Here is a 24,752-nt window from a genome sequence, read left to right on the forward strand (position 1 = left end):
GCAGATTGCAACTTACTACTTGCCGCTTGCTGCTTGCCAACCGCTGCTTGCTGCTCAGCCCCGGCAGTTGCGCACCCTGTTCAGTGCACCGTCGAGATCGCCTCGCGCAAGGCCGCGCCGCCCATCAATGGCGCGGCCGGCGCGGATTTCCGCATCGGCACCGCCCGCTGTGGCAAGCCTTCCGGCAGGATCGGGTCCATCGCCAGCTGCGTCAGCAACTCGGTCTGGCCGTTGAGCTGGTACGCGAGCACGCCGTAGTAATACTTGCCTTCGTCGAGTCCGCTCCACGCCAGGCCCACGGTACCGGTGCTGCCCTTGCCGAGCATGGCCGGCGCCGAGACGCGCAGGTTGCCGGCATCCTGCCCCGGCGCGATGACCCAGGTGGACAGCGCGAAGGTGGCGCTCACACCGTTGTGCGGTCCTTCGCTGGCGACGCAGATGGTGTAGTCGCCCGGTTCCGGATTGGTGGTGGCCGCCGAGCCGTTCCCGCCGTAGGGCACGAAGCCGACCAGCTGGCCGTGCGGGTCGATGACGAACAGGTTCAGGGAATCGCTCCAGCCCTGGCTGCCGGCCAGCGAGTCCGAATCGAACACCGCGAACCGCGCGGCCAGCGTGCCACCCGGGATCGACACCGTTTTCGTCGCCACCTGCGCGCTGCCGCCCGCCAGGCACGCCGCCAGCGCGGCGTCCACGCCGATCCCGCCCTGGACCGTCATCACGTCCTTGTGCGGCGGCACCAGCCCGCTGACGCCGACCTTCAGCCTGGCGGACGAACCGGCGATGATCGGGATCAGCTTGCGGCCGATGCGCTGGTCGCCGATCAGGTACTCCGGCGCGTCGATGACCATGGCACGCGCCTGCAGCGGGCTGCGCACGCGGTGCGCGCCGTCGCTCCACTCCAGGTAACCATAGGACCAGGCCAGGTTCTCCGCCGTGGTACGCGTCAGCGTGACCGTGAAACTGCCCGTTTCACCCGGCGCCAGGGTCAGCTCGGCGGGACTGACGGCGACGTCGAAGCCATCCAGCTGCGCTTGGGCCCGGTAGGTCGCGGCGGTGGCGCCCACGTTCTTCACGGTGCGCGACAGGACTTCGCTCACCGCGACCGAAGGCGCCGTCAGCGCTGCCTGGTTCAGGTTGGTATCCGTCGTCGTGCCGACGGTCCGGCAGGTTTCGGGCGCCACGCCGATGGACTCGGCACCGCACAGGAAGCGCTGCCAGTCGAGCGTGCCGGCGTCGTACACGAGGCCCGGATCGCCGGCGGCGTTGGGCTGCACGAAGCCGGCGCCCTGGCCCCACGGCAGCGTGCCGGACAGTTCACCGGTGAAGTCGCCTTCGCGCGTCTGCGCCGCGGTCGTCATCAGCGCCGACTTGATCGCGGCGGGCGACCAGCCGGGATGCTGCTGGCGCAGCAGCGCCGCCAGGCCCGCCACGTGCGGGCTGGCCATCGACGTACCGGTATGGAAGCCGAACCGCGCCGAGCCGGGCGCCGTGCCGGCCTGGACGATGCTGTTGCGATACTCCTGGTCCCCGGCCGGCGTGATGCCGGCCAGGATCTCGAGGCCGGGCGCCGCCAGGTCGGGCTTCATGACGCCGGGCACCACGATGTTCGGGCCGCGCGACGAGAACGACGTGACCGAAGGCGATGGATGCAGGTTGTCATGGATGCCGAAGGCCGACATTTCCAGCTTCGCATCGGGATGCCCGGCCAGGTGGCGCACCAGCGCTTCGCCATCGACCGGCAGCAGGTCGACCGTGGACACCGCGTAGTCGACGTGGTGCGGCGCTTCGTTGAACTCCAGCAGGACCATGCCGGCCGCGCCGGCCGCCTGCGCCACCACGCTCTTGGCCTTGGGCGCGATGCCGCCGGCTTCGCAGATCAGCACCTTGCCGGCCACCAGCTCCGGGTCGACCAGGCCGTCGGGCCCGGCACCGGCGGCGTTCGCGTCGGCCGCGCTGAAGCACAGCGCGCGGGCATAGCGGTCCGCGTCGGACAACTGGTCGAACGGCTTGCGGCCCGCGTTGTGCGCGAAGATGAACGGGGTCGGCGGCAATGGGGCGCGATTGAGAGAACCCCCGATCAGCGTCGGGCCGCCGGGGACGGCCAGCACCGCGCCGGTCACCTTGTCGTGGTTCGTGGCCGCAACGGTGGCCAGCCATGGCACGGCGTGCGCGACCGGGTACATCGGCCCGTCGTTGCCCGCCGAGGTGGCCACGAATACGCCGGCGGCGGCGGCCCCCAGGAACGCCTGGTCGACCGGGTCGTCGATCGACCAGGTGCCGCCGATCGAGAAGTTCAGCACGTCGACGCCATCGGCCACGGCCTGTTCGATCGCCGCCACCGAATCGCTCTGCATGCAATTGGTCTTCACGTCGTCCGGAGCAGCCGGCAGCGTGTGGGTCCAGCACACCTTGTACGCGGCTATCCGGGCGCGCGGCGCCATGCCCGACGCGGCGCCTGCCGGTACGCCGTCGAGCGCCACCGCCACGCCATGGTTGCCCCCGGCGGTGGATGCCGTGTGCGTGCCATGCCCCCGGCCCGAACCGGCCGTATGGATGCCGTCGCGGGGCGAGCGGAACTCGTTCCAGTGCAGGCGCGCGCCTTCCGCCATCCGCGCCGCGCTGAACGAGCGGGCGCCGACCAGCTTGTTGTTGCAGGCCGCCACCGTGAATCCTTCGCCGGTTTCGCAGGTGCCTTGCCATGTCGCCGGCGGCGCGCCATAGACGAGGGTGCCGCTGGCGGCATGGGTCGGCTTGCCTTCGGCATCGATGCGGTCGGCGAAGGCCGTATGTTCGGGCCAGATGCCGGTGTCGATCACGCCGATGACGACATCCTCGCCCGCCTTCGTGCTACCGCCCAGCTGGCTCCACAGGCCACCCGGCTGGTCGAGGCCGAGGTAGGTGGGGGTGTGGTTGGTGTCGAGCTGGAGCGGCTTCTCGGCGATCACGGCACGCACGCCCGGCTGCCGCTGCAGCGCGCGTGCTTCGGCCGGCGTCAGCAGGACCGACAAGCCGTTATAGACCAGCTGGTAGCTGTGCAGCACGCGGGCACCCCGGTAACGGGCCAGCAGCGCCTGCTGCTTCTGGCGCAGGAAGCCGGTATAGCTGGCCACGGCCGCGGAGTTTGCGTTCAGTTGCATGCCGCGCGCGGGGCGGGTGGCGCCCAGGCCGGCAATGCCGCCCTCGTAGCTGGCGGCCGGCTTGTCGGCGAGCTGCACGATATAGGTCCGGCGCGCCGTGTCGGCGGCCAGCGCGGACCCGGTCGCGCACAGCAGCAGGGCAGGGATCAGGAAAAGGAGCTTCTGGTAAGGGGGCTTCATGCGCGGCCTCCGTTGCGAAGGCGGCGCGTGCGGCTTGCCGCGCCCAGCAGCGCGAGGCCGCCGGCCAGCATGGCCAGTGCCGACGGTTCCGGCACGGCGCTCACGCTCAGGGTGCCCACCGCGAACTGCGAGGCGTTCAGCAGGGTGCCGTCGTTCAGGCAGGCACCGGCCGCGGTGTACGCGCACGCGTCGATCCGCAGGCTGGTCAGGCTTGTGCCGGCAAAGGCATTGTCCAGTGTCCAGTCGGCCCAGGCATGCAATTCGGGCAGGTCGGCCGTTGCGGTGATCACCGATCCCGCCGCCGTGGTGCCCCACAGGCGCAGCTGTCCCATGCTGTGCGCCGCGCCTTCCTCGCTTTCCGGGCCGATGCCGGCATAGGTCAGCGCCGACAGCCGGAAGGCACTGCCATCCTCGCGGGAGAGCGTCAGCGAGCCGTCGTTCACGCCCGCATAGTACGAAGTTTCGCCGAACGGGCAGGCCAGGAAGGTGCATGCCGACCACTGCTGGGCACCGACGACGGCGCCGGCCAGGCCGGGCTCGTAGTCGGGAAACGACTGTGCGAACGCGCTGTCCGCCACCACCGCCAGGAAGCGGTCGGTCGTGAAGCGGTCGCCGCCGTTGTACAGGGGGCTGTCCGCCGGCAGTGCCGGGGTGACGATATTGCTGACATTGTCGAAACCGATCGTGGCCGCCTGGGCGGGCGGCGTGGCGGCGCTGGCCAGCACGGCGGCGCAGGCCAGCAGGCCGATACCGGAACGGATGCGCCTGCCGGGTGGCGCGGCAGTGCGGGAACTCGATAGCTTGGTCATGGGTTATCCCTGTAAGTGGAGGAGGAGCGACCGCCGCGCCACCGGAAAACGTAACAAAGATCGGACTGATAGCGCTATCAGCGGTGAGTCGATGCTATCGCAACTTCGTCATCGCGCCATGCAATTTTTTTAACGAAAAATTCGGCCGGGTCCAGCCATGCAGAGTGAAAGTAGCGCGTTCGCTGCTGAAACACGAGCCGCGAATACGAGGCTTGTGTTGTAAAATATCTACGATAGCGCTAGCAAATGGCTTGCGCGAAAGGGAGATTGCGGGCCGTCGAGCGTGGCCCGCGAGCGGTGCTTGAATCAGCTTGAATCAGCTTGAATCAGCTTGAATCAGCTTGAATCAGCTTGAATCAGCTTGAATCAGCTTGAATCAGCTTGAATCAGCCGGAGTTGCCTTGCGTAGATTAAGTGTCTGGCAGCAAAAAAGGCGCCGGTCGCGTGCCGACCGGGCGCTCATTGAGGCCTTACTGGGCCACCCAGCCACCGTCGACGTTCCAGGCCGCGCCACGTACCTGGCTGGCCACGTCGCTGCACAGGAACACGGCCAGGCCGCCCAGCTGCTCGGGTGTCACGAAGTCGCCGGACGGCTGCTTGTCGGCCAGCAGCGCGCGCTTGGCCTGGTCGTTCGTCAGGCCATCGCGGGCGGCACGGTCGTCGACCTGTTTCTGCACCAGCGGGGTGAGCACGAAGCCGGGGCAGATCGCATTGACCGTCACGCCGGTCTGCGCCGTTTCCAGCGCTGTCACCTTGGTCAGGCCCACCAGGCCGTGCTTGGCGGCCACGTAGGCGGACTTGCCCGCGGAGCCGACCAGGCCGTGTGCCGAAGCGAGGTTGATGATGCGGCCCCAGTTCTGCTGCCTCATCCGCGGCAGGGCCAGGCGGCTGGTGTGGAAGGCGGAAGTCAGGTTGATGGCGATGATGGCATCCCATTTCTCGACCGGGAAGTCTTCGACATTGGCGACGAACTGGATGCCGGCATTGTTGACGAGCACGTCGACGCCGCCGAATTTTTCGGTGGCGAACGCGAACAGCGCCTCGATTTCCGCCGGCTTACTCATGTCGGCATTGTGGTGTACGGTCTGCACGCCGAATTCCTGCGCGGTCGATGCCAGCAGGGTGGCGATGTCGTCGGCATTGCCGAAGCCGTTGAAGACGATGTTGGCGCCTTGCGCGGCCAGTGCGCGGGCGATACCCAGGCCGATGCCGGAGGTGGATCCCGTCACGAGGGCCGTTTTACCGGAAAGGATAGTGCCGTTCGAAGGTGTGCTGCTCATGGTCTGCTCCATAGTTGGTGGCGGCCGTGCCGCCGATTCCGGGTTGCTGTTACCTGTCGTCCACTACGCTGCGCTAAACTTGCCAGGGATTTTAGCGGCAACGCACGGTAGAATGTAGCCCAAAAACCAAGACCCGGCAGGAGGCCAGGATGATCGAACCAGCGTTGAAGTCGGTGCAGTGCCTTTCCCCGGCGGGCTTGCACCGGATGGCCTACCAGGAATGGGGAGATCCATCCAACCCGAGAGTGCTGGTCTGCGTGCACGGCGTGACGCGCGTGTCGGACGACTTCGACGACCTGGCGCGCGCGCTGGCCGGCGAGTACCGCGTGGTGTGCCCGGATGTGGTGGGCCGCGGCCGTTCCGGCCGGCTGCGCAACCCGGACCTGTACCGCGTGCCGCAATACGTGAGCGACATGGTCACGCTGCTGGCGCGCGTGCTGGCCAATGTCGACTCGCAGCGGGAGCCAGCCAAGGTCGCGTGGTTCGGCACGTCGATGGGCGGGCTGATCGGCATGGGCCTGGCGGCATTGCCGGACAGCCCGATCGGGCGCCTGGTCCTGAACGACATCGGCCCGGTGCTGGATCCGGCGGCGCTGCGCCGCATCGGCGACTACATCGGCCAGGACGTGCGCTTCGCCACGTTCGAGGAAGGCGCGCGCTTCGTGCGCGACGTGTCGGCATCGTTCGGCCCGCACACTGAAGCGCAGTGGGAGAAGATGGCGCGCGACGTGCTGCGCCAGGATGCCGACGGCAGCTGGGTGCGGCATTACGACCTCGCGCTGGCGCAGCCGTTCCGCGCGGCGACGCCGGAATCGGTGGCCGCCGACGAGCACGTGCTGTGGGCCGCCTACGATGCGATCCGTTGCCCCACGCTGGTGGTGCGCGGCGCCGCATCGGACCTGCTGTCGCATGCGACGGCGCAGATGATGACGCAGCGCGGGCCGCGCGCCGGGCTGGTGGAGTTCGCCGGGGTGGGCCATGCGCCCACCTTCGTGCAGGCCGACCAGATCGCGGTGGCGCGCGAGTTCCTGCTGGAGCAATAGGGCTTATACCTTGGGGCTCGTACCCTGGTTCTGGAACCTGTACCGGGTCTTTAATCGGTCCCCTTTTTTTTGTTGAACCTGTAGAAAAGAGAAGAAATGGAAATCAAACGACTGTACGTGGGCAAGCGCATGTCCGAAGTGGCGATCCACAACAACACCGTGTACCTGGCAGGCCAGGTTGCCGCCACCGAGCCGGACGCCGACATCAAGGGCCAGACCCGCGAAGTGCTGGCCGCCATCGACAAGCTGCTGGCCGAAGCCGGCAGCGACAAGAGCTGCATCCTGTCCACCCAGATCTTCATCAAGGACCTCGCCGATTTCGCGGCCATGAATGAAGTGTGGGAAGAGTGGGTCGCGCAAGGCCATACGCCGCCGCGCGCCACCGTCCAGGCCAACCTGGCCAACCCGGCCTGGCTGATCGAGATCGTCGTCGTCGCCGCCCAGCGCTGATCGCGCGCGGCACAGGTAGCAAGCGGGAAGCCGGTGTGCCGGGTTCCCGTTTTTCAGGCAGCAATTCCCGCAGCAAGCAGCAAAGGTTTTTGTCATGGTCTCCATTGCGGCGCTGAACAGCGCAACGTCCGAACAGCTGGTGCTTGGCTTGTCCAGCGACGATGGCGCGCGGGTGCTCGCCGCCCTCGATTTCGCCAGCGCGGCCTATGCCGGCAAGCAGTGCACCAGCGGCCAGCCGGCACTCGATTTCGCCGTCGGCGCGGCCTCCACGCTGGCGCTGCTCAATACCGATGCGGCCACGCGCATCGCCGCGCTGCTGTTCGAACTGTGCCTGCTCGATCCGGCGCAGGGCATCGCGATCGAACCGAAGTTCGGCAAGGAAGTGGCCGACCTCGTCATCGGCGTGCACCAGCTGATCCGGCTGCGCGAGCTGACCCAGGGTTCGCCCGCCGCCACGCGCGGCAAGAACGCCGCCCAGCAGGCGGTGGCGCAGATGGAAACGCTGCGCAAGATGCTGCTGGCGATGGCCAGCGACATGCGCGTGGTGCTGGTGCGGCTGGCCTCGTGCTGCAGCACGCTGCGCTGGTTCGCCGACCAGAAGATCTTCAACGAGATGACGCGCGCCTACGGCCGCGAGACGCTCGACCTGTATGCGCCGCTGGCGAACCGCCTCGGCATCTGGCAGATCAAGTGGGAACTGGAAGACCTGTCGTTCCGCTTCATCGAGCCGGAGAACTACAAGCGCATCGCCAAGATGCTCGAGGAAAAGCGCATGATGCGCGAAAGCTTCGTGACCCAGTCGATCGCGCGGCTGCAATCGGAGCTGGCCGCCGCCGGCATCCAGGCCGAGGTGTTCGGCCGGCCGAAGCATATCTACAGCATCTGGAACAAGATGCGCGGCAAGGAGCTCGATTTCACGGAGCTGTACGACGTGCGGGCGTTCCGCGTGATCGTCCCCGACGTGAAGACGTGCTACACGGTGCTCGGCCTGGTCCATAACATCTGGACGCCGATCCCGAAGGAATTCGACGACTACATCTCGCGGCCCAAGCCGAACGGTTACCAGTCGCTGCACACGGTGGTGACGGCGGACGATGGCCGGCCGCTCGAGGTGCAGATCCGCACCCAGGAAATGCACAGCTTCGCGGAATATGGCGTGGCCGCGCACTGGCGCTACAAGGAAGAGGGCAATTCCAGCTTCCAGGGCCAGAAGTACGATGAAAAGATCGCCTGGCTGCGCCAGCTGCTCGCGTGGAAAACCGACGTGGCGGACGCCGTGGTGGGCCAGGAGGAATTGCAGCGCGAATGGGTGGAAAAGCTGAAGGAAGCGGCGCTGGACGACCGCATCTTCGTGCTGACCCCGCAGGCGCGCGTGCTGGAGTTGCCGGTGGGCGCCACGCCGATCGATTTCGCCTACCACCTGCACAGCGACGTGGGGCACCGCTGCCGCGGTGCGCGCGTGGATGGCGTGATGGTGCCGCTCAACACGCCGCTGAAGAGCGGCCAGACCTGCGAGATCATCACCGCCAAGGGCGCTCCCGGCACGGCCGGCCCGTCGCGCGACTGGCTCAGCCCCGGCTATGCCGTCAGCAACCGCACGCGCGCCAAGGTGCGCGCCTGGTTCCATGCGATCGACGTGCAGGAAACGCTTTCGCACGGCCGCTCGCTGGTGGAAAAATCCCTGCAGCGCGAGGGCAAGACGGCGGTCAACCTGGAGACGCTGGCGCAAAAGCTCGGTTTCGCCAAGGTCGATGAGCTCTTCCTTGCCGTGGGCAAGGAGGAATTCAGCCTGCGCCACGTCGAGCATGCGCTGCACGACAACGCCGAGCCGGCGCCGCCCGAAGACGCGGTGGTACTGAACAAGAGCCGTGCCTCGTCGACGGAGCAGGGCGCCAAGTCGGGCGTGCTGGTGGTGGGCACCGAGGGCCTGATGACGCAACTGGCCAGGTGCTGCAAGCCGGCACCGCCCGATCCGATCGTGGGCTTCGTCACGCGTGGCAAAGGGGTGTCGATCCACCGTTTGTCGTGCAAGAACTTCGCCGAGATGCGCATCAAGGCGCCCGAGCGCGTGATCGTCACCGAATGGGGTGACGGCCAGCGCGAAACGGTCTACCCGGTTGACCTGTTTGTGCTGGCGGGCGACCGCCAGGGCCTGCTGCGCGATATCTCCGAAGTTTTTTCGCGCGAAAAGATCAACGTGATCGGCGTGAATACGCAAAGCGCGAAAGGGCAGGCACGCATGACCTTCACCGCCGAAATCGGTTCGACGGCGCAAGTGCACAAGGCCCTGGCGGCGATCTCGGAAGTGACCGGCGTGCTCGAGGCGCGGCGCGCCTAGGCCGCGCGGTGGCGGGTAGCCGCTACTGCGGCCGGCCCTGCTTGCCGGCCAGTTCGGCCTGCAGCGTGACGTGGTCGATGCCGTGCTTCTCCAGCAGCATGGCGCGGATCGCCTTCAGCGTGGCCGGCCAGTGCTGCAGGTCGGGTACTTCGACATGGCCGATCAATGCCGGCTGGCCTGGCGCCATGTCCCAGACGTGCAGGTCGTGCACCGAGCTGACGCCTTCGACGCCTTCCAGGTCGTCGCCCACCTTTTCATAATCGATATCGTCCGGCACGCCCTCCATCAGGTGGTGGCCCGATTCGCGCAGGATGCCTACCGTGGATTTCAGCAGCAGCAGCGACACCAGCAGCGACAGCAGCGGGTCGATCCGCATCCAGCCCGTGTAATAGATCACGATGCCGGCCAGCAGCGCGGCCACGGAACCCAGCATGTCGCCCAGCACGTGCACCAGCGCCGCCCGCGTGTTCATGCTTTCGCGGTCCTTCGACAGCACCAGTGCCACCAGCACGTTCACCACCAGGCCGATCGCCGCCACGCCCGCCACCGTGCCACCCTGCACGGCTTGCGGCTGCGCGAAGCGGTGCGCCGCCTCGAACACGATCCAGCCGATCACCAGCAGCATGACCAGGCCGTTGATGAAGGCGGCCAGCGCCTCGGCGCGGCCGAAGCCGAAGGAGTAGCGCGACGAAGGCGGACGCTTGGCGATCAGCTGCGCGAACAGTGCCAGGCCAAGCGATGCGGCATCGGTGACCATGTGGCCCGCATCGGAGATCAGCGCGAGCGAGTTGGCCATGAAGCCGGCCACCACTTCGACGCCGGCGAAGGTCAGCGTCAGGCCCACGGCCCAGGCCAGGATCGCCAGGCTGCGGTCGGCGCGCTGGTGCTTGTATTTGGCGTCGCCCTTCAGGTGGGCGTGGAGGTGGCTGGTGGCGTTCATTGTTTGCGGTTGGTGGAGTCGGTAAAAATATAGCATGCATGCTGTTCGCGCATGATTGCACCCCAACGACGAACCCTAGGGTCAGGAAGGAGTACAGCCTTGTAAGGCCGTACCGTTCCGCAGGCGATGAGCATGCTCCTCGAAACCCCTGCTGCACCCCAGCGGGTCTGACCCTAGCCTTTGCCGTTGGGTTGCCTCCAAGGGCAATTTCACTCTGGCCCTTGTCTTATCGGCGCTGCCTCTCTATAATGCTCGGCATTGGGCGGTTAGTTCAGCTGGTTAGAATACTTGGTCGACATCCAAGGGGTCGGGGATTCGAATTCCTCACCGCCCACCAGAATGCGAAGGGGTTGCGTCACGGCGTGATGCAACTTCATCAAGTTCAACGAAGTAGTGGCAACAAGAAGCAAGCAAGCAGTAAATCAGTAGTAAATAAGCAGTGCAAGAGGGCGGTTAGTTCAGCTGGTTAGAATACTTGGTCGACATCCAAGGGGTCGGGGATTCGAATTCCTCACCGCCCACCAGAATACTTCAGCAACAGTCAATGTAAGAGCGAGAAAGGCAATCCGGTTATGACACCGCGAACTACAACCGCTAAGGTTTGGTGAGTGACGCTAGTCGATCGGCTTTCTTTGGCTTTTTCAAATTGAAAGATAACGCGGCTAGTCCGCGTTTTTTTTCGTCCCGGTTTTTCCTCTATTGTCAGTCGAGTTTCAGCTAATTTAATACGCGGCCCCGTGCCGATTGGAGAGCAATGATGGTATCAGTCCGACTTCCCGATGGCTCCGTGCGCCAGTTCGACGCGCCGGTGACCGTGGCCCAGGTGGCCTCCAACATCAGCAACAGCCTGGCCAAGGCCGCGCTGGCAGGCAAGGTCGACGGCAAGGTCGTCGATACCTCGTTCCTGATCGAGCAAGATGCCGACGTGGCCATCGTCACCGACAAGGATCCCGAGGGCCTGGACGTGATCCGCCACTCGACGGCCCACTTGCTGGCCTATGCCGTCAAGGAACTATTCCCGGATGCGCAGGTGACCATCGGCCCGACCATCGAGAACGGCTTCTACTACGACTTCTCGTACAAGCGCCCGTTCACGCCGGACGACCTGGTAGCGATCGAGAAGAAGATGGCCGAGCTGGCCAAGAAGGATGAGCCGGTCACCCGCAAGGTGCTGCCGCGCGACGAGGCCGTGGCGTACTTCAAGTCGATCGGCGAAGAGTACAAGGCCGAGATCATCGCCTCGATCCCGGCCAACGAAGATGTGTCGCTGTACAGCGAAGGCAAGTTCACCGACCTGTGCCGCGGCCCGCACGTGCCTTCCACCGGCAAGCTGAAAGTGTTCAAGCTGATGAAGCTGGCCGGCGCCTACTGGCGCGGCGATTCGAAGAACGAGATGCTGCAGCGCGTGTACGGCACCGCCTGGGCCAGGAAGGAAGAGCAGGAGCAGTACCTGCACATGCTGGAAGAAGCGGAAAAGCGCGACCACAGGAAACTCGGAAAGCAACTGGACTTCTTCCACTTCCAGGACGAAGCGCCGGGCCTGGTGTTCTGGCACCCGAAGGGCTGGACGATCTGGCAGCAGGTCGAGCAATACATGCGCAAGAAGTACCAGGACAACGGCTACCAGGAAGTGAAGGCGCCGCAGATCCTCGACGCGAGCCTGTGGGGCAAGACCGGTCACTGGGATAACTACCGTGAAAACATGTTCGTCACGGAATCGGAAAACCGCCAGTACGCGCTGAAGCCGATGAACTGCCCGGGCCACGTGCAGATCTTCAACAGCGACCTGCGCTCCTACCGCGACCTGCCGCTGCGCTACGGCGAATTCGGCCAATGCCACCGCAACGAACCGTCCGGCGCGCTGCACGGCATCATGCGCGTGCGCGGTTTCACGCAGGACGATGGTCACATCTTCTGCACGCACGAGCAGATCGAGCCGGAAGTGGTGGCCTTCCACCAGCAGGCGATGGAAGTGTATGCGGACTTCGATTTCACCAATATCGAGGTGAAGCTGGCGCTGCGCCCGGACAACCGCATCGGCACCGATGAAGTCTGGAACGACGCGGAAGAGGCGCTGCGCCACGGCTTGCGCGCCTGCGGCGTGACGTGGACGGAATTGCCGGGCGAGGGCGCGTTCTATGGCCCGAAGATCGAATACCACCTGAAGGATTCGTTGGGCCGCCCATGGCAGGTCGGCACGATGCAGGTCGACTTCTTCATGCCGGAGCGTCTCGGCGCGCAATATGTCGCGGAAGACAACACGAAGAAGACGCCGGTCATGCTGCACCGTGCGATCGTCGGCTCGATGGAACGCTTCATCGGCATCCTGATCGAGAACTACGCGGGCGCGCTGCCGATGTGGCTGGCGCCGGTGCAGGTATCGATCCTGAATATCTCGGAAGGGCAGGCGGCATACGCCACCGAACTGGCCGCCAGGCTGCGCAAGCTGGGCTTCCGCGTCACGGCTGATTTGCGCAACGAGAAGATCACGTATAAAATACGCGAACATTCCGTCCAAAAAATGCCTTACATCCTCGTCATCGGGGATAAAGAGCGGGATGCCAATACCGTGGCCGTGCGTGCGCGGGGCAATGTCGATCTGGGTGTAATGTCCATCGATGCCCTGGTTGAGCGACTCCAGCAGGATGTCGCCAGCAAAGCCTGACGGGGATTGATCGCCGAGGCTTGATCGTTAAAGTATTAACATCGAGCCTCGATCGTAAAGTCCTCGTAACCGGCCAACTTACAAAATTTTTAAAGGAAACTGCAATAGCTACTGACAAGTCGCAGCATCGCATCAATGGCGAAATCACGGCACCGGAAATGCGTCTTTCCGGCGTCAATAATGAGCCGCTGGGCATCGTGAGCCTGGCCGAAGCCTTCCGCCTGGCGGAAGAAGCGAACGTGGACCTCGTGGAAATTGCGCCCACCGCGCAGCCACCGGTTTGCCGTCTGATGGATTACGGTAAGTTCAAGTACTCCGAGCAGAAAAAAGCGCACGAAGCCAAATTGAAGCAGAAAGTCATCTCCGTGAAGGAAGTCAAATTCCGTCCCGGTACTGACGATGGCGACTACAACATCAAGCTGCGCAACCTGATCAAGTTCCTGGAAGAGGGTGACAAGACGAAGATCACCCTTCGTTTCCGCGGCCGCGAAATGGCCCACCAGGACATCGGCATGCGCATGCTGGAGCGGTTGAAGTCCGATCTGGAAGAGTTCGGCCAGGTCGAGCAGTTCCCCAAGATGGAAGGGCGCCAGATGATCATGGTCATTGCCCCCAAGAAAAAAAATCCGCCGCGGTAAGCCTGCAAAGCGGGCGCATTTCGGGCCTGACGTGCTCATCGTACTCAAGTACGATTCCGCGCGACAGGCCCGAACTGCATCCCGCTGTGCAGGTTACCGGGGCGGATTCAAACCATGCCTCGGATATCAAGGCGAAGGGCGGAAGCCTTTTTTCCAGCTACGCAGCGGCAGGGCTGGTGCGTAGCTGGAAAAACCGGGTATAATTGCCGGCTCGCTAGGTTTGAGCGAACAAGAATTTGCGGGATCAAATCCGCAACATGTAGTGGCCCCGCCGCCGCTGCATCAACAAGTGAAAGCAGGCACCCAAGCGCAACGTGTTGTTGCCACCTGCGATCCTGTTATTTGGAGCTGTCCGCGAGGACAGATGTGTTATGCCAAAAATGAAGACCAAAAGCTCCGCGAAGAAGCGTTTTCGCGTGCGTCCGGGTGGTACCGTCAAATCGGGTATGGCGTTCAAGCGTCACATCCTGACCAAGAAGACCACCAAAAACAAGCGTCAGCTGCGTGGCACCCGTAACATCAATGCGTCCGACGTCACCAGCGTCCTGCGCATGATGCCGTCCGCTTAATCTCACACTCATTAAGGAGCTACTATGCCTCGAGTAAAACGTGGGGTTACCGCGCGTGCCCGTCATAAAAAAGTACTAAACCAGGCCAAGGGTTACCGCGGTCGTCGCAGCAAGGTTTACCGTATTGCCAAGCAAGCAGTCATGCGCGCTGGCCAGTACGCCTACCGCGACCGTCGTAACAAGAAGCGCGTCTTCCGCGCCCTGTGGATCACCCGTATCAACGCGGCTTCGCGCGAACACGGCCTGACCTACAGCGTCTTCATGAATGGCCTGAAGAAAGCTGCTATCGAACTGGACCGTAAAGTCCTGGCCGATATGGCTGTGATGGACAAGCCGGCGTTTGCCGCGATTGTCAACGCCGTGAAAGCAAAGATCGCTGCTGCCTAATTAAGCATTGGCAATCGATGTTGCGTGCCGCCCGAAGGGTGGCGCGAAGAGCGGGGCACGGGATAACGACCGGTGCCCCGTTTTACATTTCCAGCATAGGAAAATCAGTCGGATGAACTCCCTCGAACAAATCGTTTCCGTCGCGCAGGCTGACTTCCTCGCCGCCGCGGACGCCGCCGCACTTGAAAACGCCAAAGCCAAGTACCTTGGCAAGACTGGCCAGATTACCGAACTGATGAAGGGCCTCGGCAAGCTCGCACCCGAGGAAAAGAAAGCCCAGGGCGCCCTGATCAACGCTGCCAAGCAGCAGATCGAAACCGCCCTGACCGCGCGCCGCGATGCGCTGGCCGATGCGCAGCTGCAGCAGCGCCTGAATGCCGAAGCGATCGACGTGACCTTGCCCGGCCGCGGCCGCGCTCCCGGTGGACTCCACCCGGTGATGCGCACGTGGGAACGGGTCGAGGCGATCTTCCGCTCGATTGGCTTCGAAGTGGCCGCCGGCCCCGAGATCGAAACCGACTGGACCAACTTCACCGCGCTGAACAGCCCGGAAAACCACCCGGCCCGTTCGATGCAGGATACCTTCTACATCGAAGGCAACGACAGCACGGGCAAGCCGCTGCTGCTGCGCACGCACACCAGCCCCATGCAGGTGCGCTATGCGCGCAGCCACCAGCCGCCGATCAAGGTGATCGCGCCGGGCCGCACCTACCGCGTCGACAGCGACGCCACCCACTCGCCGATGTTCCACCAGGTCGAGGGCCTGTGGATCGCCGAGAACATCAGCTTCGCCGACCTGAAGGGCGTGTACCTGAACTTCGTGAAGGCATTCTTCGAGACCGACGACCTGGAAGTCAGGTTCCGCCCGTCCTACTTCCCGTTCACGGAACCGTCGGCCGAGATCGACATCGCGTTCGGCTCGGGTCCGCTGAAGGGCCGCTGGCTGGAAGTGTCCGGCTCGGGCCAGGTGCACCCGTCCGTCGTGCGCAATTTCGGGCTGGACCCGGAAAAATACATCGGCTTCGCGTTCGGCTCCGGCCTCGAGCGCCTGACGATGCTGCGCTACGGCGTCAACGACCTGCGCCTGTTCTACGAAGGCGACCTGCGCTTCCTGAAGCAGTTCAACTGAGCGGCTCAGGCAAGTCCCACAGGGCAGTTCAATTAAAAAAGAATACTGAAGGCTGAAAATGCAATTCTCCGAAAACTGGCTCCGCACCATGGTCGATCCGAAGATGACTTCGGATGAGCTGTCCCACCTGCTGACGATGTCCGGCCTCGAAGTGGAAGAAGTGGAACCCGTCGCCCCGCCGTTCACCAACGTCGTCGTCGGCCACGTGCGCGAAGTGCAGAAACACCCGAACGCCGACCGCCTCAACGTGTGCCAGGTCGACGTGGGCACCGGCACGCTGCTCAACATCGTGTGCGGCGCGCCGAACGTGCGCGAAGGCCTGAAAGTGGCATGCGCGACGGCGGGTGCCGTGCTGCCGCCGGGCGCCGACGGCAAGCCGTTTGAAATCAAGGTGGGCAAGCTGCGCGGCGTCGAGTCGCAGGGCATGCTGTGCTCGGCGCGGGAACTGAAGCTCTCCGAAGACCACGGCGGCCTGCTCGAGCTGCCGGACGATGCGCCGGTCGGCACGAATTTCCGCGACTACTACGCGCTGAACGACCTGAAGTTCACCATCAAGCTGACGCCGAACAAGGCCGACTGCCTGTCCGTGCTGGGTGTCGCCCGCGAAGTGGCGGCACTGACCGGCTCGCCGCTGAACGCGCCGGCAAGTGCCGCCGCCGCCGTCACGCTGGATGAAAAGCTGGCCGTCAAGATCGGCGCGCCGGACCTGTGCGGCCGCTTTGCCGGCCGCGTGATCCGCAACCTGAACGCCCGGGCAGCGACGCCGGACTGGATGAAGCAGCGCCTGGAGCGCAGCGGCCAGCGTTCGCTGTCGGCCCTGGTCGACATCTCGAACTACGTGATGCTGGAGCTGGGCCGTCCGTCGCACGTGTTCGACCTGGACAAGATCCATGGCGGCCTCGAAGTGCGCTGGGGCAAGGCCGGCGAATCGCTGAAGCTGCTGAACGGTAATACCGTTTCCGTCGACGAATGGGTCGGCGTCGTCGCCGACGCCGAGCAGGTCGAATCGCTGGCCGGCATCATGGGCGGCGATGCCACGGCCGTGTCGCTCGACACCACCAATGTGTACCTGGAAGCGGCGTTCTGGTGGCCGAACGCGATCCAGGGCCGCGCCCGCAAGTACAACTTCTCCACCGACGCGGCGCACCGCTTCGAGCGCGGCGTCGATTACGCGACGATTCCCGAGCACATCGAGCGCATCACGGCGCTGATCCTGGACATCTGCGGCACGGCCGAGACGAAAGTGGGCCCGATCGACGACCAGGTCGTCAACCTGCCCGAGCGCAAGCCGGTGCAACTGCGTACCGCGCGCGCCCAGAAGGTGATCGGCGTGCCGCTGACGGACGACGTCATCGCCGACATCTTCACGCGCCTGGCGCTGCCGTTCACGCTGCAGCAGGATGCCCAGGGCGGTGGCGTGTTCAGCGTGACCGCGCCGAGCTACCGCTTCGATATCGAGATCGAGGAAGACCTGATCGAGGAAGTGGCGCGCGTGTACGGCTTCGAGAACATCCCGGCCAGGCCGCCGGTGGCCGAGAACACGATGCGGATCGCGCCGGAAAACGAGCGTTCGATCTTCGCCGTGCGCCACCAGTTGGCCGACCTGGGCTACCAGGAAGTGGTCAACATGAGCTTCGTGGAAGCGCAGTGGGAGCAGGACTTCAACGCCAATAACGACCCGATCAAGCTGCAGAACCCGATCGCCAGCCAGCTGTCGGTGATGCGCTCGTCGCTGATCGGCAGCCTGGTCGCCAATGTGCGCTACAACGTCAACCGCAAGGCGCCGCGCGTGCGCGCATTCGAAGTGGGCGCCGTGTACAAGCGCGATGCCGGCGTGCAGGATGGCCCGCTGACGGTGGCCGGGTACGACCAGCCGCAACGCGTCGGCGCCATCGCCTATGGCCCGCAGGCCGATGAACAATGGGGCCTGCCGACCCGCGACGCCGATTTCTTCGACGTCAAGGCCGACCTGGAAGCGCTGTTCGCCCCCGTCCCGCTGCGCTTCGCCAAGCTGGAGCACCCGGCGCTGCACCCTGGCCGTGCGGCATCCGTGGCGGTGGAGGGCAAGGTGATTGGCTTCATCGGCGAACTGCATCCGCGCTGGCTGCAAAAGTACGACTTGGCGAAGGCTCCCGTGGTGTTCGAAGTCGATGCTGTTGCGTTGCAACAACGTGCGGTGCCGGCCTATACGGAAATCTCCAAGTTCCCGGGCACCAGCCGCGACCTGGCGCTGGTCGTTCCGCAAACGGTGGCAACCCAGGAATTGCTGGACGTGTTCGCCGCCGCGGTGGCCGCCAGCGAACACGCGCGCATCGTGCAAGCCATTGTTTTGTTTGATGAATACCGTGGCGCCGGCCTCGCGTCGGACGAGAAATCACTTGCTTTCCGCTTTAGCTTGCAAGATACTCAAACAACCCTGCAGGACGAAATCGTCGATGCCTTGATGGGTTCACTGGTCGATGCGGCGGCGCAGAAACTGGGTGCGAAAGCCCGTAAATAACGGTCACTGAGGCGAGCCGATCCAAGCTGAGGTCGAAGCCGGTTCGGTTCGGTTCAAATCTGGCTCGGTTCAAGTCTCGATTCAAGCTCGGCCCGGTTCAAGTTCGGCCCGGTTCAAGTTCGGCCCGGTTCAAGTTTGGCTCGGCTCAGTTGAAGCTCGGCTCAAGTTCAAGTTCGGCTCAGTCCAGCTCGGCTTGACTCGACCGGATCAGATGCATCGGTTCGATCCGGGCCGGGTTCCGTCGGCGCCGGGCTGGCCGGCAGTTTGTTATGACAAGATTGTTGTGATAACTTGTTTTGCTGTCGGGCGCCCCTACCTTAGGGTGGGCTTAAGCTCAGCAGTAAATGCGCGGTAAATGGGCAGTAAGTGCGGTGTGGCTCTTTCGCGCACCGCAGCATTCATTCAGAATAGTCAACATTCGGTTCACATAAGCGGGTCCGGCATTGCCGGACCCACGTACTTTGTAAAGGCAGGGCAGCAAAATTAACAACAACGACACCGCGGTTTTGCAATCAGCGCTGGATGCCGAGTTGCACAGCGCCATGCAGGTTGCAAAGGTACGCAAGGAAGCTGAAAAGAGCTTGCCTACGCTCACCAAAGCAGAACTTGCCGAATTGCTGTTCGAACAAGTCGGCTTGAACAAGCGTGAGGCAAAGGATATGGTCGAAACCTTCTTCGACGAGATTCGCAATGCGCTCGAGCGCGGCGAAGCGGTCAAATTGTCCGGTTTCGGCAATTTCCAGCTGCGCGACAAGCCGCAGCGGCCGGGCCGCAACCCGAAGACGGGCGAAGAAATCCCGATCACGGCGCGCCGCGTCGTGACCTTCCACGCCAGCCAGAAGCTCAAGGGCATGGTGGAAGAAAGTGCCGCGCTGGCACGAGCAGCCTGATAAAGGGTAGGCATGAACGATCGCCTCAGCAAGACCGAACTGGTCAGCTTGCCGCCGATTCCGGCCAAGCGTTACTTCACGATCGGCGAGGTCAGCGAGCTGTGCGGTGTGAAGCCGCATGTGCTGCGCTACTGGGAACAGGAATTTACCCAGCTCAAGCCGGTCAAGCGCCGTGGCAACCGCCGCTATTACCAGCACCATGAAGTGCTGCTGATCCGCCGGATCCGTGAGCTGCTCTACGAACAGGGCTTCACGATCAGCGGTGCGCGCAATAAGCTGGACAGCCGTGGCGTCGCCGCCCAGGAAGCGTATGATAACGATATGCCACCGCCGCCGCCGCCGCTCGACCGGGAAATGATCCGCAACGAGTTGCTGGCGATTCTTGGCCTGTTGAAATAAGGGCTGCGCCGCACGGCGCGCCCTGCATCTTTTTTTTTGCCACCTTCGTCCCCATTTGTAGGCGCGACAACGGGCCAGAACGTTAAATGATTGGTGTTACAATATCAACGTTATAATTCTGTTAGTGAAAAATACAGACGCTCGGCGAGCGATCCACGGCCAATTTCCCAAGCCAGGGATATACGAGGGAAACAATGATACGCGTTGCCATTTGTGACGATCACCAGATAGTACGAGCAGGCTTCAAACAGATCTTTTCGCAATCCGAAGAATTTTCCGTGGTTGCGGAAGGCAGTACCGGGCGCGAAGCACTGGACATTGCGCGCCGCGAGATTTGCGACGTCCTGCTGCTCGATATCGCCATGCCCGACCAGAGCGGTATCGACACCTTGCGTACCATTCGCCAGGGCCAGCCGGATCTTCCCGTGCTGATCCTGTCCGGTTACCCGGCACAGCAATATGCGCTGAACCTGTTCAAGATGGGTGCCAACGGTTACCTGAACAAGGAATGCGAGGCGGATGAACTGATCACCGCCGTGCGCACCGTGTTCCAAGGGCGCCGTTATGTCAGTTCGCAAGTCGGCGAATTGCTGGCGCAAAGCTTCGACCGCGACCCGAATACCGCGCTGCACACCGAACTGTCGGACCGCGAGTTCCAGGTCTTCCTGCGGCTGGCGCGTGGCGCCACCGTGTCCGATATCGGTACCGCGCTGTCGCTCAGCATCAAGACAGTCAGTACCTACCGCACCCGGATCATGGAGAAGATGGGCTTGCAGTCGAATAGTGACCTGACCTACTATGCAATGAAGAACAATCTGCTGGATTGACCGCGGCTGAGTGCTCGTCAGGACTGGAACCGCCAGCGCCGATCCTCCGGGATCGGTTCTGGCGGTTTTCTTTTGGCGCGGCGGTTTTGGCGGCGGTATGCGATGGCGGTGTTGTTCCGCGGGGTAATATTCCCGCTCTGCAGCATTTCCGGTGGGCATTAAAACCGCGGCCGGGCTATAATGGCCCGACCGCCGTCCGCGCCAGCGAAGGATGCTTCAGGATGTATTTCACCGCGAAGGCAGCGCCGCATCACCGGCTGCCCCTCTACAAGACCGTTTTGTGCGTTACGTGCGCGCTGATCCTTATCGTCAACGGCCTGTTCCTTTTCCATAACCTGCAGGCCCTGAAAAGCGCCAACGCGCAGGTGCTGCAAAGCTCGCGCGTTGCCGAGCGCCTCCAGTACCTGGACGTCCTGGTGCAGGATGCCGAAAGCAGCATGCGCGGCTATTTCATCTCCGGCAACGAAGTCTATCTCGGCCCCACGCGCAGCGTGCTCGACAAGACCGAGGCGGAAGTGCGCCAGTTGCAGGCGCTGCTGGCCGACAATCCCGCGCAGTTGAAGAACCTGTCCCAGCTGAACACGCTTGTCCGGCGCAAGCTGACGATGCTGAACCAGGCCATCGAGGTGTATCACCATGGCGGGCTGGATGAAATCGTCAACATCTCGCGCTATGGCGACGAGAAAGGCGGCCTGGACGAGATCAGGCTGCAAACCGTGATCATGATCCAGGAGCAGAACGAAACCCTGGAGGCGCGCAGCGCGCGGTTCTACGAGGAATACCACAACGCGCTCGTGCTGGGCGTCCTGATCAACGCGGTGGCCATCATCGTGCTGGTCATGTTCTACCGCCTGGTCAGCCGCAGCTACTTCCGGCAGGCGGCCGTGGAATACGCGCTGCAGCAGTCGAACGAAAATCTCGAGGCGATGGTCACGCAGCGTACCGAGCAGCTATCCGTGCTGTCGCGGCACCTGATCAGCGTCAGCGAGGACGAGAAGTCGCGCCTGTCGCGCGAGCTGCATGACGAAATGGGCGCCAGCCTCACGTCGATCAGCATGGATATCGGTGCCGTCATGCTGCAGCTGCAGAAGACGCATCCGGACCTGGCGGCCCAGCTGAAGCGGGCTCGCGGCACGCTGGTGGAAACGGTGGAGCTGAAGCGCCGCATCATCGAGAACCTGCGCCCCAGCCTGCTGGACAACCTGGGCCTGTGCGCGGCCATCGACAGCTATACCGACGACTTCTCGCGCATGACCAAGCTGCCCTGCGATACCGAGATCGGTCCGGAGATCGATGGCATCGTGCGGCGCGGCGACGCCAGCCTGTCGATCGCGCTGTTCCGCATCGTGCAGGAATCGCTGACCAATATCCGCAAGTATGCGCAGGCCAGCCGCGTGTCGGTCACGCTGCAGCGAACGGAAGAGGGAATCGTGCTGAGGATTATCGATGACGGCATCGGCATCGCGGCCCCGACGCTGGCCAAGCCGATGTCGCACGGCATCCTGGGGATGCGGGAGCGCGCCTTGCTGCTGGGTGGCACCCTGACGATCCGCCGCGGGCGCGGCGACAAGGGGACCTGCATCGAAGTGCGCATACCGCTGCGCGGCCAGGCCGAGCCTGCCGCGCAGGGCAATGAAACGGTGAAGCTGGCGGCGTTCAGCAGCCCGCTACGTCAACGAGCAGACGATCATATTCCGTCTTTGCCACCTTATAGCACTCGCCCGCATAGCGTTCCAGTCCCGCACGATCCAGTACAGTGATGTTGCCGCGGCGGTAAGTGATCAAGCCGTCTTCCTGCAGTTTGCCGGCAGCGGCCGTGATGCTTTCGCGGCGCACGCCCAGCATGATCGAGATCATTTCCTGCGTCACCTTCAGCTCGTTGGTCGGCGAACGGTCCAGGCGGTCCAGCAGCCAGCGGCACAGCTTTTGTTCGATCGAGCTGTGGCGGCCGCCAACGGCGTTCTGCGCCATCTGGGCAAACAGCGCCGTGTTGTAGCGCATCAGCAGCTGGGGCAGGGCGCCGCCCTGGTTGAAGGCATCGCGCAGTGCCTGGGCCTTCAGGCGGTAGCCGTAGCCGGCGCTCTGCACGACCGCGGTGCACATGGCCCGTTCCCCCGGGAACATCGACACGCCCACCACGCCTTCATGGCCGACCACGGCGATTTCCGTCGTGGCGCCATCCTCCATCACATACAGCAGCGAAACGATGGCCGTCGTCGGGAAATAAACGTTCTCCAGCTTGCTGCCATACTCGAACAGTTCCTTGCCGAACGGCAGTTGCACCAGTTCCAGGTGCTCGAACAACGACTCCAGCACATGGCGCGGCAATGCGGCCAGCAGTTCATTCTGCTGAGTGCCGCTGTAGCTGATCACCGGCCGGGTGGCATCCCGCGCGCCGGCGAGCGGCATCGAGGTTTTTTCGGAAACGCCAAGTTGAGTGTTGTTCATATTGTCCTCACGAGCTTAAGTACAGGAATTGCGTCGGCTGCTTCAGTGTGAATTGCGAAATGCGACTCTTGGTTAGATGCCGCACGGCGCCGATCGCGTTGGTAGTACTTTAAGTTCCTATGTAGGTAACGAACATAAGACGGGTTTCCGCCCGGGTGTAGGTTGGTTAGATCATCAGCTGTCAGTCTAGTCCTACGGAAACTTCGCATTTTCATAACATAGCCGATTTGCGGGCAGCGCACGATTGACCCCGCCGCAGGCTCGACCGGCCGCAATGCAAGGCCCAGCCTCATTTCCCGCTTTTTCGGTGCTATCCGTACGGCAGCGAACATTGCTTAAGGAAATACTCCGCAGTACGCCGCTCCGGTAGCCTTGCCCAGTCCGGATGGCCCGCCAAGGGCCTCGATCAGGTCTGCTCCTACAGACTCTTGAATCCACAACTCTGCTGTAAGCGCCGGTTTTCATGTGCTAACCCTTCGATGGATACCTTTTCACGCCTCCGACACGACGCGCGCGGGCCACACGAGACGATTTTTTCCTAAAGAAACGATAGTTTCTGTCGTAAAATTGCCGTACATCAATATCGCACAATGTCACAAAGGCTCCCATGAAACACGCCCAACAAGGCTTCACGCTGATGGAAGTACTGGTCACCGTGGTGATCGTCGGCATCTTGTCGGCCGTGGCCGTGCCGGCCTATACCGGCTATGTCACCCGCGCGCGCACGGCCGAGGCGTTCACGGCGCTGGGTGCGGCGCAGGCGAATGCGGAGCAGTTCTGGAACAACGGCCGCAGCTATGCGGGATTCGACGGCTCCAGCGCTTTCCCCGCGGCGACGCCGAATTTCACGTATGCGCTGAGCAACGCCACCGCGTCGACCTTCACGGTGACGGCCACCGGCCGCGCGAAGATGACCGGATTCACCTATACGATCGACCAGAACGGCACCCGGGCCACCACGGCAACGCCGGCGTGGGGCACCAATACGGCATGCTGGGTCGACAGGAAGGGCGGCCAGTGCTCCAGCTGAGGCAACCATCGCCGGTGCTGCCAGGGCCGCCGCCGCAGGTGCGGCCGCGGCCGCGCGGCTATACGCTCATCGAGGTACTGGTCGGGATCGCCATCCTCGGCATCCTGCTGGCCGTGGGTGTGCCCAACATGACACAATGGATCGTCTCCAACAAGGCCAGGGCCGCGTCGGAGTTCTACCTGGACGGCCTGTCGATGGCGCGTCGCCAGGCGGTGGCGCACAACGCGCGCAGCCGCTTCGTGCTCACGCCAGGCACCAATGGCCAGTTCGACTGGCAGGTCGACCTGTGCTTCCCCGCGCCGGGTGTCCCGTGCACGGACGACACCGGCAACTGGTCGACGACCGCCGCCGCGGCAGCGGGCGATCCGGAAGGCGCGACGGGTTTCCGCTCCGTGTTCCGCGCCGCCACGTCGCTGCCGCCGTCGTCCATCCTGATCCCGGCAGTGGCGCCGGAAGGGGCGACGGCCGTGTATTTCACCGAACTGGGCTGGGTGGACACGACCATCCAGGACCGGCTGACGCGGCTGCGCCTCGATCCGTCCACCGGCCTGGCGGGTGACGTACGCGCCGCCGCGGTGGCTGTCACGCTGGCCGGCATGGCGGCGAAATGCGACCCGGCCACCGTTGCGCCCGACTCCCGGGCCTGTCCGCCATGATGCCGCGCACCGTCCGGCGCATGCCTCCGGCCCGGCGCGTCCAGCACGGCATCGCCCTGCTCGAAGCGCTGATCGCCGTGGTGATCCTGGCGCTCGGCCTGCTGGGCACGATCGGCCTGCAGGCGCGCTCGTACTCGGCGCTGGCCGACTCGGCGATGCGGGCGGAAGCCACGCTGGCGGCCGACCGCCTGGTGGGCATCATGAGCAACGACGTGGCCAACCTGGCCACCTACCAGGTCGCGCTGGGTGCCACCGCCCCGGCTGCGCTGGCGCCGTGGTCCGCCGAAACGGCGGCCGCCATCCCGGGCGCGCGCTGCCGCGTCACCGTGGTGCCGGAAGCGCAGCGCACCCGTGTGGAGATCGAGATCCGCTGGCGCCGCAAGCAGGGCGCCGACGACAGCGGCCATCTCGTGACCGCGTACATCCGATGAGCAGGG

Annotated in this window: 21 protein-coding genes and 2 tRNA genes; 18 read left to right on the forward strand and 5 right to left on the reverse strand. The window is 63.9% G+C overall.

Annotated elements, in window-relative coordinates; translation table 11 throughout:
• Positions 1–80 precede the first annotated feature (80 nt).
• The 3 genes from EYF70_RS31925 to EYF70_RS09755 all read right to left on the reverse strand — a co-directional run bounded on the left by EYF70_RS31925 (position 81) and on the right by EYF70_RS09755 (position 5,379).
• Positions 81–3,317, reverse strand: coding sequence for a S8 family serine peptidase (locus EYF70_RS31925; protein WP_131145224.1), 3,237 nt, complete (start codon positions 3,315–3,317; stop codon positions 81–83).
• Positions 3,314–4,126, reverse strand: coding sequence for an NF038120 family PEP-CTERM protein (locus tag EYF70_RS31280; protein WP_179966305.1), 813 nt, complete (start codon positions 4,124–4,126; stop codon positions 3,314–3,316). Before EYF70_RS31280 ends, EYF70_RS31925 begins: the two co-directional genes overlap by 4 nt.
• Positions 4,127–4,596: 470 nt before the next feature.
• Positions 4,597–5,379 carry a 3-hydroxybutyrate dehydrogenase gene (locus EYF70_RS09755; RefSeq protein ID WP_131149005.1) on the reverse strand — a complete coding sequence of 261 codons (783 nt, stop codon included), beginning with the start codon at positions 5,377–5,379 and terminating at the stop codon, positions 4,597–4,599.
• Between the two features lie 176 nt (positions 5,380–5,555).
• On the opposite strand from EYF70_RS09755, the gene EYF70_RS09760 reads away from it, so the two are divergent.
• The 3 genes from EYF70_RS09760 to EYF70_RS09770 all read left to right on the forward strand — a co-directional run bounded on the left by EYF70_RS09760 (position 5,556) and on the right by EYF70_RS09770 (position 9,237).
• Complete coding sequence (locus EYF70_RS09760; RefSeq protein ID WP_131145225.1) at positions 5,556–6,449, forward strand: alpha/beta fold hydrolase; 894 nt, start codon at positions 5,556–5,558, stop codon at positions 6,447–6,449.
• A gap of 96 nt (positions 6,450–6,545) precedes the next feature.
• Complete coding sequence (locus tag EYF70_RS09765; protein WP_131145226.1) at positions 6,546–6,899, forward strand: RidA family protein; 354 nt, start codon at positions 6,546–6,548, stop codon at positions 6,897–6,899.
• Between the two features lie 94 nt (positions 6,900–6,993).
• Complete coding sequence (locus tag EYF70_RS09770; RefSeq protein ID WP_131145227.1) at positions 6,994–9,237, forward strand: RelA/SpoT family protein; 2,244 nt, start codon at positions 6,994–6,996, stop codon at positions 9,235–9,237.
• A gap of 22 nt (positions 9,238–9,259) precedes the next feature.
• Here EYF70_RS09770 and EYF70_RS09775 read toward each other — a convergent pair whose 3' ends face one another.
• Positions 9,260–10,177 (reverse strand): cation diffusion facilitator family transporter, encoded by a 918-nt coding sequence (locus tag EYF70_RS09775; protein ID WP_131145228.1) that lies wholly within the window; start codon positions 10,175–10,177, stop codon positions 9,260–9,262.
• A 260-nt stretch (positions 10,178–10,437) separates the two neighbouring features.
• Here EYF70_RS09775 and EYF70_RS09780 point away from each other — a divergent pair.
• From EYF70_RS09780 to EYF70_RS09835, 12 genes are all read left to right on the forward strand, one after another.
• Positions 10,438–10,514: transfer RNA gene (locus EYF70_RS09780), tRNA-Val, on the forward strand.
• 110 nt (positions 10,515–10,624) lie between these two features.
• A tRNA-Val gene (locus tag EYF70_RS09785) sits at positions 10,625–10,701 on the forward strand.
• Between the two features lie 233 nt (positions 10,702–10,934).
• Complete coding sequence (thrS, locus tag EYF70_RS09790; RefSeq protein WP_131149006.1) at positions 10,935–12,842, forward strand: threonine--tRNA ligase; 1,908 nt, start codon at positions 10,935–10,937, stop codon at positions 12,840–12,842.
• A gap of 158 nt (positions 12,843–13,000) precedes the next feature.
• On the forward strand, positions 13,001–13,480 hold the full coding sequence (infC, locus tag EYF70_RS09795) for a translation initiation factor IF-3 (protein WP_229420896.1): 480 nt from the start codon (positions 13,001–13,003) through the stop codon (positions 13,478–13,480).
• A 371-nt stretch (positions 13,481–13,851) separates the two neighbouring features.
• On the forward strand, positions 13,852–14,049 hold the full coding sequence (gene rpmI, locus EYF70_RS09800) for a 50S ribosomal protein L35 (RefSeq protein WP_057262756.1): 198 nt from the start codon (positions 13,852–13,854) through the stop codon (positions 14,047–14,049).
• Positions 14,050–14,073: 24 nt separating this feature from the next.
• Positions 14,074–14,436 carry a 50S ribosomal protein L20 gene (gene rplT, locus EYF70_RS09805; protein WP_130188793.1) on the forward strand — a complete coding sequence of 121 codons (363 nt, stop codon included), beginning with the start codon at positions 14,074–14,076 and terminating at the stop codon, positions 14,434–14,436.
• Between the two features lie 112 nt (positions 14,437–14,548).
• The gene (gene pheS, locus EYF70_RS09810; RefSeq protein ID WP_131145229.1) at positions 14,549–15,565 is read left to right on the forward strand and encodes a phenylalanine--tRNA ligase subunit alpha; all 1,017 of its coding nucleotides are present in this window, start codon (positions 14,549–14,551) and stop codon (positions 15,563–15,565) included.
• A 58-nt stretch (positions 15,566–15,623) separates the two neighbouring features.
• Positions 15,624–18,065, forward strand: a complete 2,442-nt coding sequence (gene pheT / locus EYF70_RS09815; protein WP_131145230.1) for a phenylalanine--tRNA ligase subunit beta — start codon at positions 15,624–15,626, stop codon at positions 18,063–18,065.
• A gap of 542 nt (positions 18,066–18,607) precedes the next feature.
• The gene (locus EYF70_RS09820) at positions 18,608–18,955 is read left to right on the forward strand and encodes an integration host factor subunit alpha (protein WP_131149008.1); all 348 of its coding nucleotides are present in this window, start codon (positions 18,608–18,610) and stop codon (positions 18,953–18,955) included.
• Positions 18,956–18,967: 12 nt separating this feature from the next.
• Positions 18,968–19,354, forward strand: a complete 387-nt coding sequence (locus EYF70_RS09825) for a MerR family transcriptional regulator (RefSeq protein WP_131145231.1) — start codon at positions 18,968–18,970, stop codon at positions 19,352–19,354.
• Between the two features lie 194 nt (positions 19,355–19,548).
• Entirely contained in the window at positions 19,549–20,181 is a 633-nt protein-coding gene (locus EYF70_RS09830) for a response regulator (RefSeq protein WP_131145232.1), read from the forward strand.
• A 221-nt stretch (positions 20,182–20,402) separates the two neighbouring features.
• The gene (locus tag EYF70_RS09835) at positions 20,403–21,941 is read left to right on the forward strand and encodes a CHASE3 domain-containing protein (protein WP_131145233.1); all 1,539 of its coding nucleotides are present in this window, start codon (positions 20,403–20,405) and stop codon (positions 21,939–21,941) included.
• Here the strand turns inward: EYF70_RS09835 and EYF70_RS09840 are convergent.
• Positions 21,838–22,629, reverse strand: coding sequence for a Crp/Fnr family transcriptional regulator (locus tag EYF70_RS09840; RefSeq protein ID WP_131145234.1), 792 nt, complete (start codon positions 22,627–22,629; stop codon positions 21,838–21,840). The two genes, EYF70_RS09835 and EYF70_RS09840, sit on opposite strands and share 104 nt — an antisense overlap.
• A gap of 607 nt (positions 22,630–23,236) precedes the next feature.
• On the opposite strand from EYF70_RS09840, the gene EYF70_RS09845 reads away from it, so the two are divergent.
• The 3 genes from EYF70_RS09845 to EYF70_RS09855 are packed head-to-tail and all read left to right on the forward strand — an operon-like array spanning position 23,237 to position 24,746.
• Positions 23,237–23,659, forward strand: coding sequence for a type IV pilin protein (locus tag EYF70_RS09845; protein ID WP_131145235.1), 423 nt, complete (start codon positions 23,237–23,239; stop codon positions 23,657–23,659).
• Positions 23,647–24,315, forward strand: a complete 669-nt coding sequence (locus EYF70_RS09850; protein WP_229420788.1) for a pilus assembly FimT family protein — start codon at positions 23,647–23,649, stop codon at positions 24,313–24,315. The genes EYF70_RS09845 and EYF70_RS09850 overlap by 13 nt, the downstream gene beginning before the upstream one ends.
• Positions 24,312–24,746 carry a type IV pilus modification PilV family protein gene (locus tag EYF70_RS09855; protein ID WP_131145237.1) on the forward strand — a complete coding sequence of 145 codons (435 nt, stop codon included), beginning with the start codon at positions 24,312–24,314 and terminating at the stop codon, positions 24,744–24,746. Before EYF70_RS09850 ends, EYF70_RS09855 begins: the two co-directional genes overlap by 4 nt.
• The last annotated feature ends 6 nt before the right edge of the window (positions 24,747–24,752 follow it).

The organism is Pseudoduganella albidiflava, assembly GCF_004322755.1.
Taxonomy (GTDB): domain Bacteria; phylum Pseudomonadota; class Gammaproteobacteria; order Burkholderiales; family Burkholderiaceae_D; genus Rugamonas; species Rugamonas albidiflava.

Coding starts and splice junctions, on each gene's coding strand:
- thrS (WP_131149006.1), top strand. CDS start 10,935: ATGGTATCAGTCCGACTTCCCGATGGCTCCGTGCGCCAGTTCGACGCG.
- EYF70_RS09760 (WP_131145225.1), top strand. CDS start 5,556: ATGATCGAACCAGCGTTGAAGTCGGTGCAGTGCCTTTCCCCGGCGGGC.
- EYF70_RS31925 (WP_131145224.1), bottom strand. CDS start 3,317: ATGAAGCCCCCTTACCAGAAGCTCCTTTTCCTGATCCCTGCCCTGCTG.
- EYF70_RS09825 (WP_131145231.1), top strand. CDS start 18,968: ATGAACGATCGCCTCAGCAAGACCGAACTGGTCAGCTTGCCGCCGATT.
- EYF70_RS09840 (WP_131145234.1), bottom strand. CDS start 22,629: ATGAACAACACTCAACTTGGCGTTTCCGAAAAAACCTCGATGCCGCTC.
- EYF70_RS09820 (WP_131149008.1), top strand. CDS start 18,608: ATGCAGGTTGCAAAGGTACGCAAGGAAGCTGAAAAGAGCTTGCCTACG.
- EYF70_RS09855 (WP_131145237.1), top strand. CDS start 24,312: ATGATGCCGCGCACCGTCCGGCGCATGCCTCCGGCCCGGCGCGTCCAG.
- EYF70_RS09765 (WP_131145226.1), top strand. CDS start 6,546: ATGGAAATCAAACGACTGTACGTGGGCAAGCGCATGTCCGAAGTGGCG.
- rplT (WP_130188793.1), top strand. CDS start 14,074: ATGCCTCGAGTAAAACGTGGGGTTACCGCGCGTGCCCGTCATAAAAAA.
- EYF70_RS09835 (WP_131145233.1), top strand. CDS start 20,403: ATGTATTTCACCGCGAAGGCAGCGCCGCATCACCGGCTGCCCCTCTAC.
- EYF70_RS09845 (WP_131145235.1), top strand. CDS start 23,237: ATGAAACACGCCCAACAAGGCTTCACGCTGATGGAAGTACTGGTCACC.
- infC (WP_229420896.1), top strand. CDS start 13,001: ATGCGTCTTTCCGGCGTCAATAATGAGCCGCTGGGCATCGTGAGCCTG.
- pheS (WP_131145229.1), top strand. CDS start 14,549: ATGAACTCCCTCGAACAAATCGTTTCCGTCGCGCAGGCTGACTTCCTC.
- rpmI (WP_057262756.1), top strand. CDS start 13,852: ATGCCAAAAATGAAGACCAAAAGCTCCGCGAAGAAGCGTTTTCGCGTG.
- EYF70_RS31280 (WP_179966305.1), bottom strand. CDS start 4,126: ATGACCAAGCTATCGAGTTCCCGCACTGCCGCGCCACCCGGCAGGCGC.
- EYF70_RS09775 (WP_131145228.1), bottom strand. CDS start 10,177: ATGAACGCCACCAGCCACCTCCACGCCCACCTGAAGGGCGACGCCAAA.
- EYF70_RS09830 (WP_131145232.1), top strand. CDS start 19,549: ATGATACGCGTTGCCATTTGTGACGATCACCAGATAGTACGAGCAGGC.
- EYF70_RS09770 (WP_131145227.1), top strand. CDS start 6,994: ATGGTCTCCATTGCGGCGCTGAACAGCGCAACGTCCGAACAGCTGGTG.
- pheT (WP_131145230.1), top strand. CDS start 15,624: ATGCAATTCTCCGAAAACTGGCTCCGCACCATGGTCGATCCGAAGATG.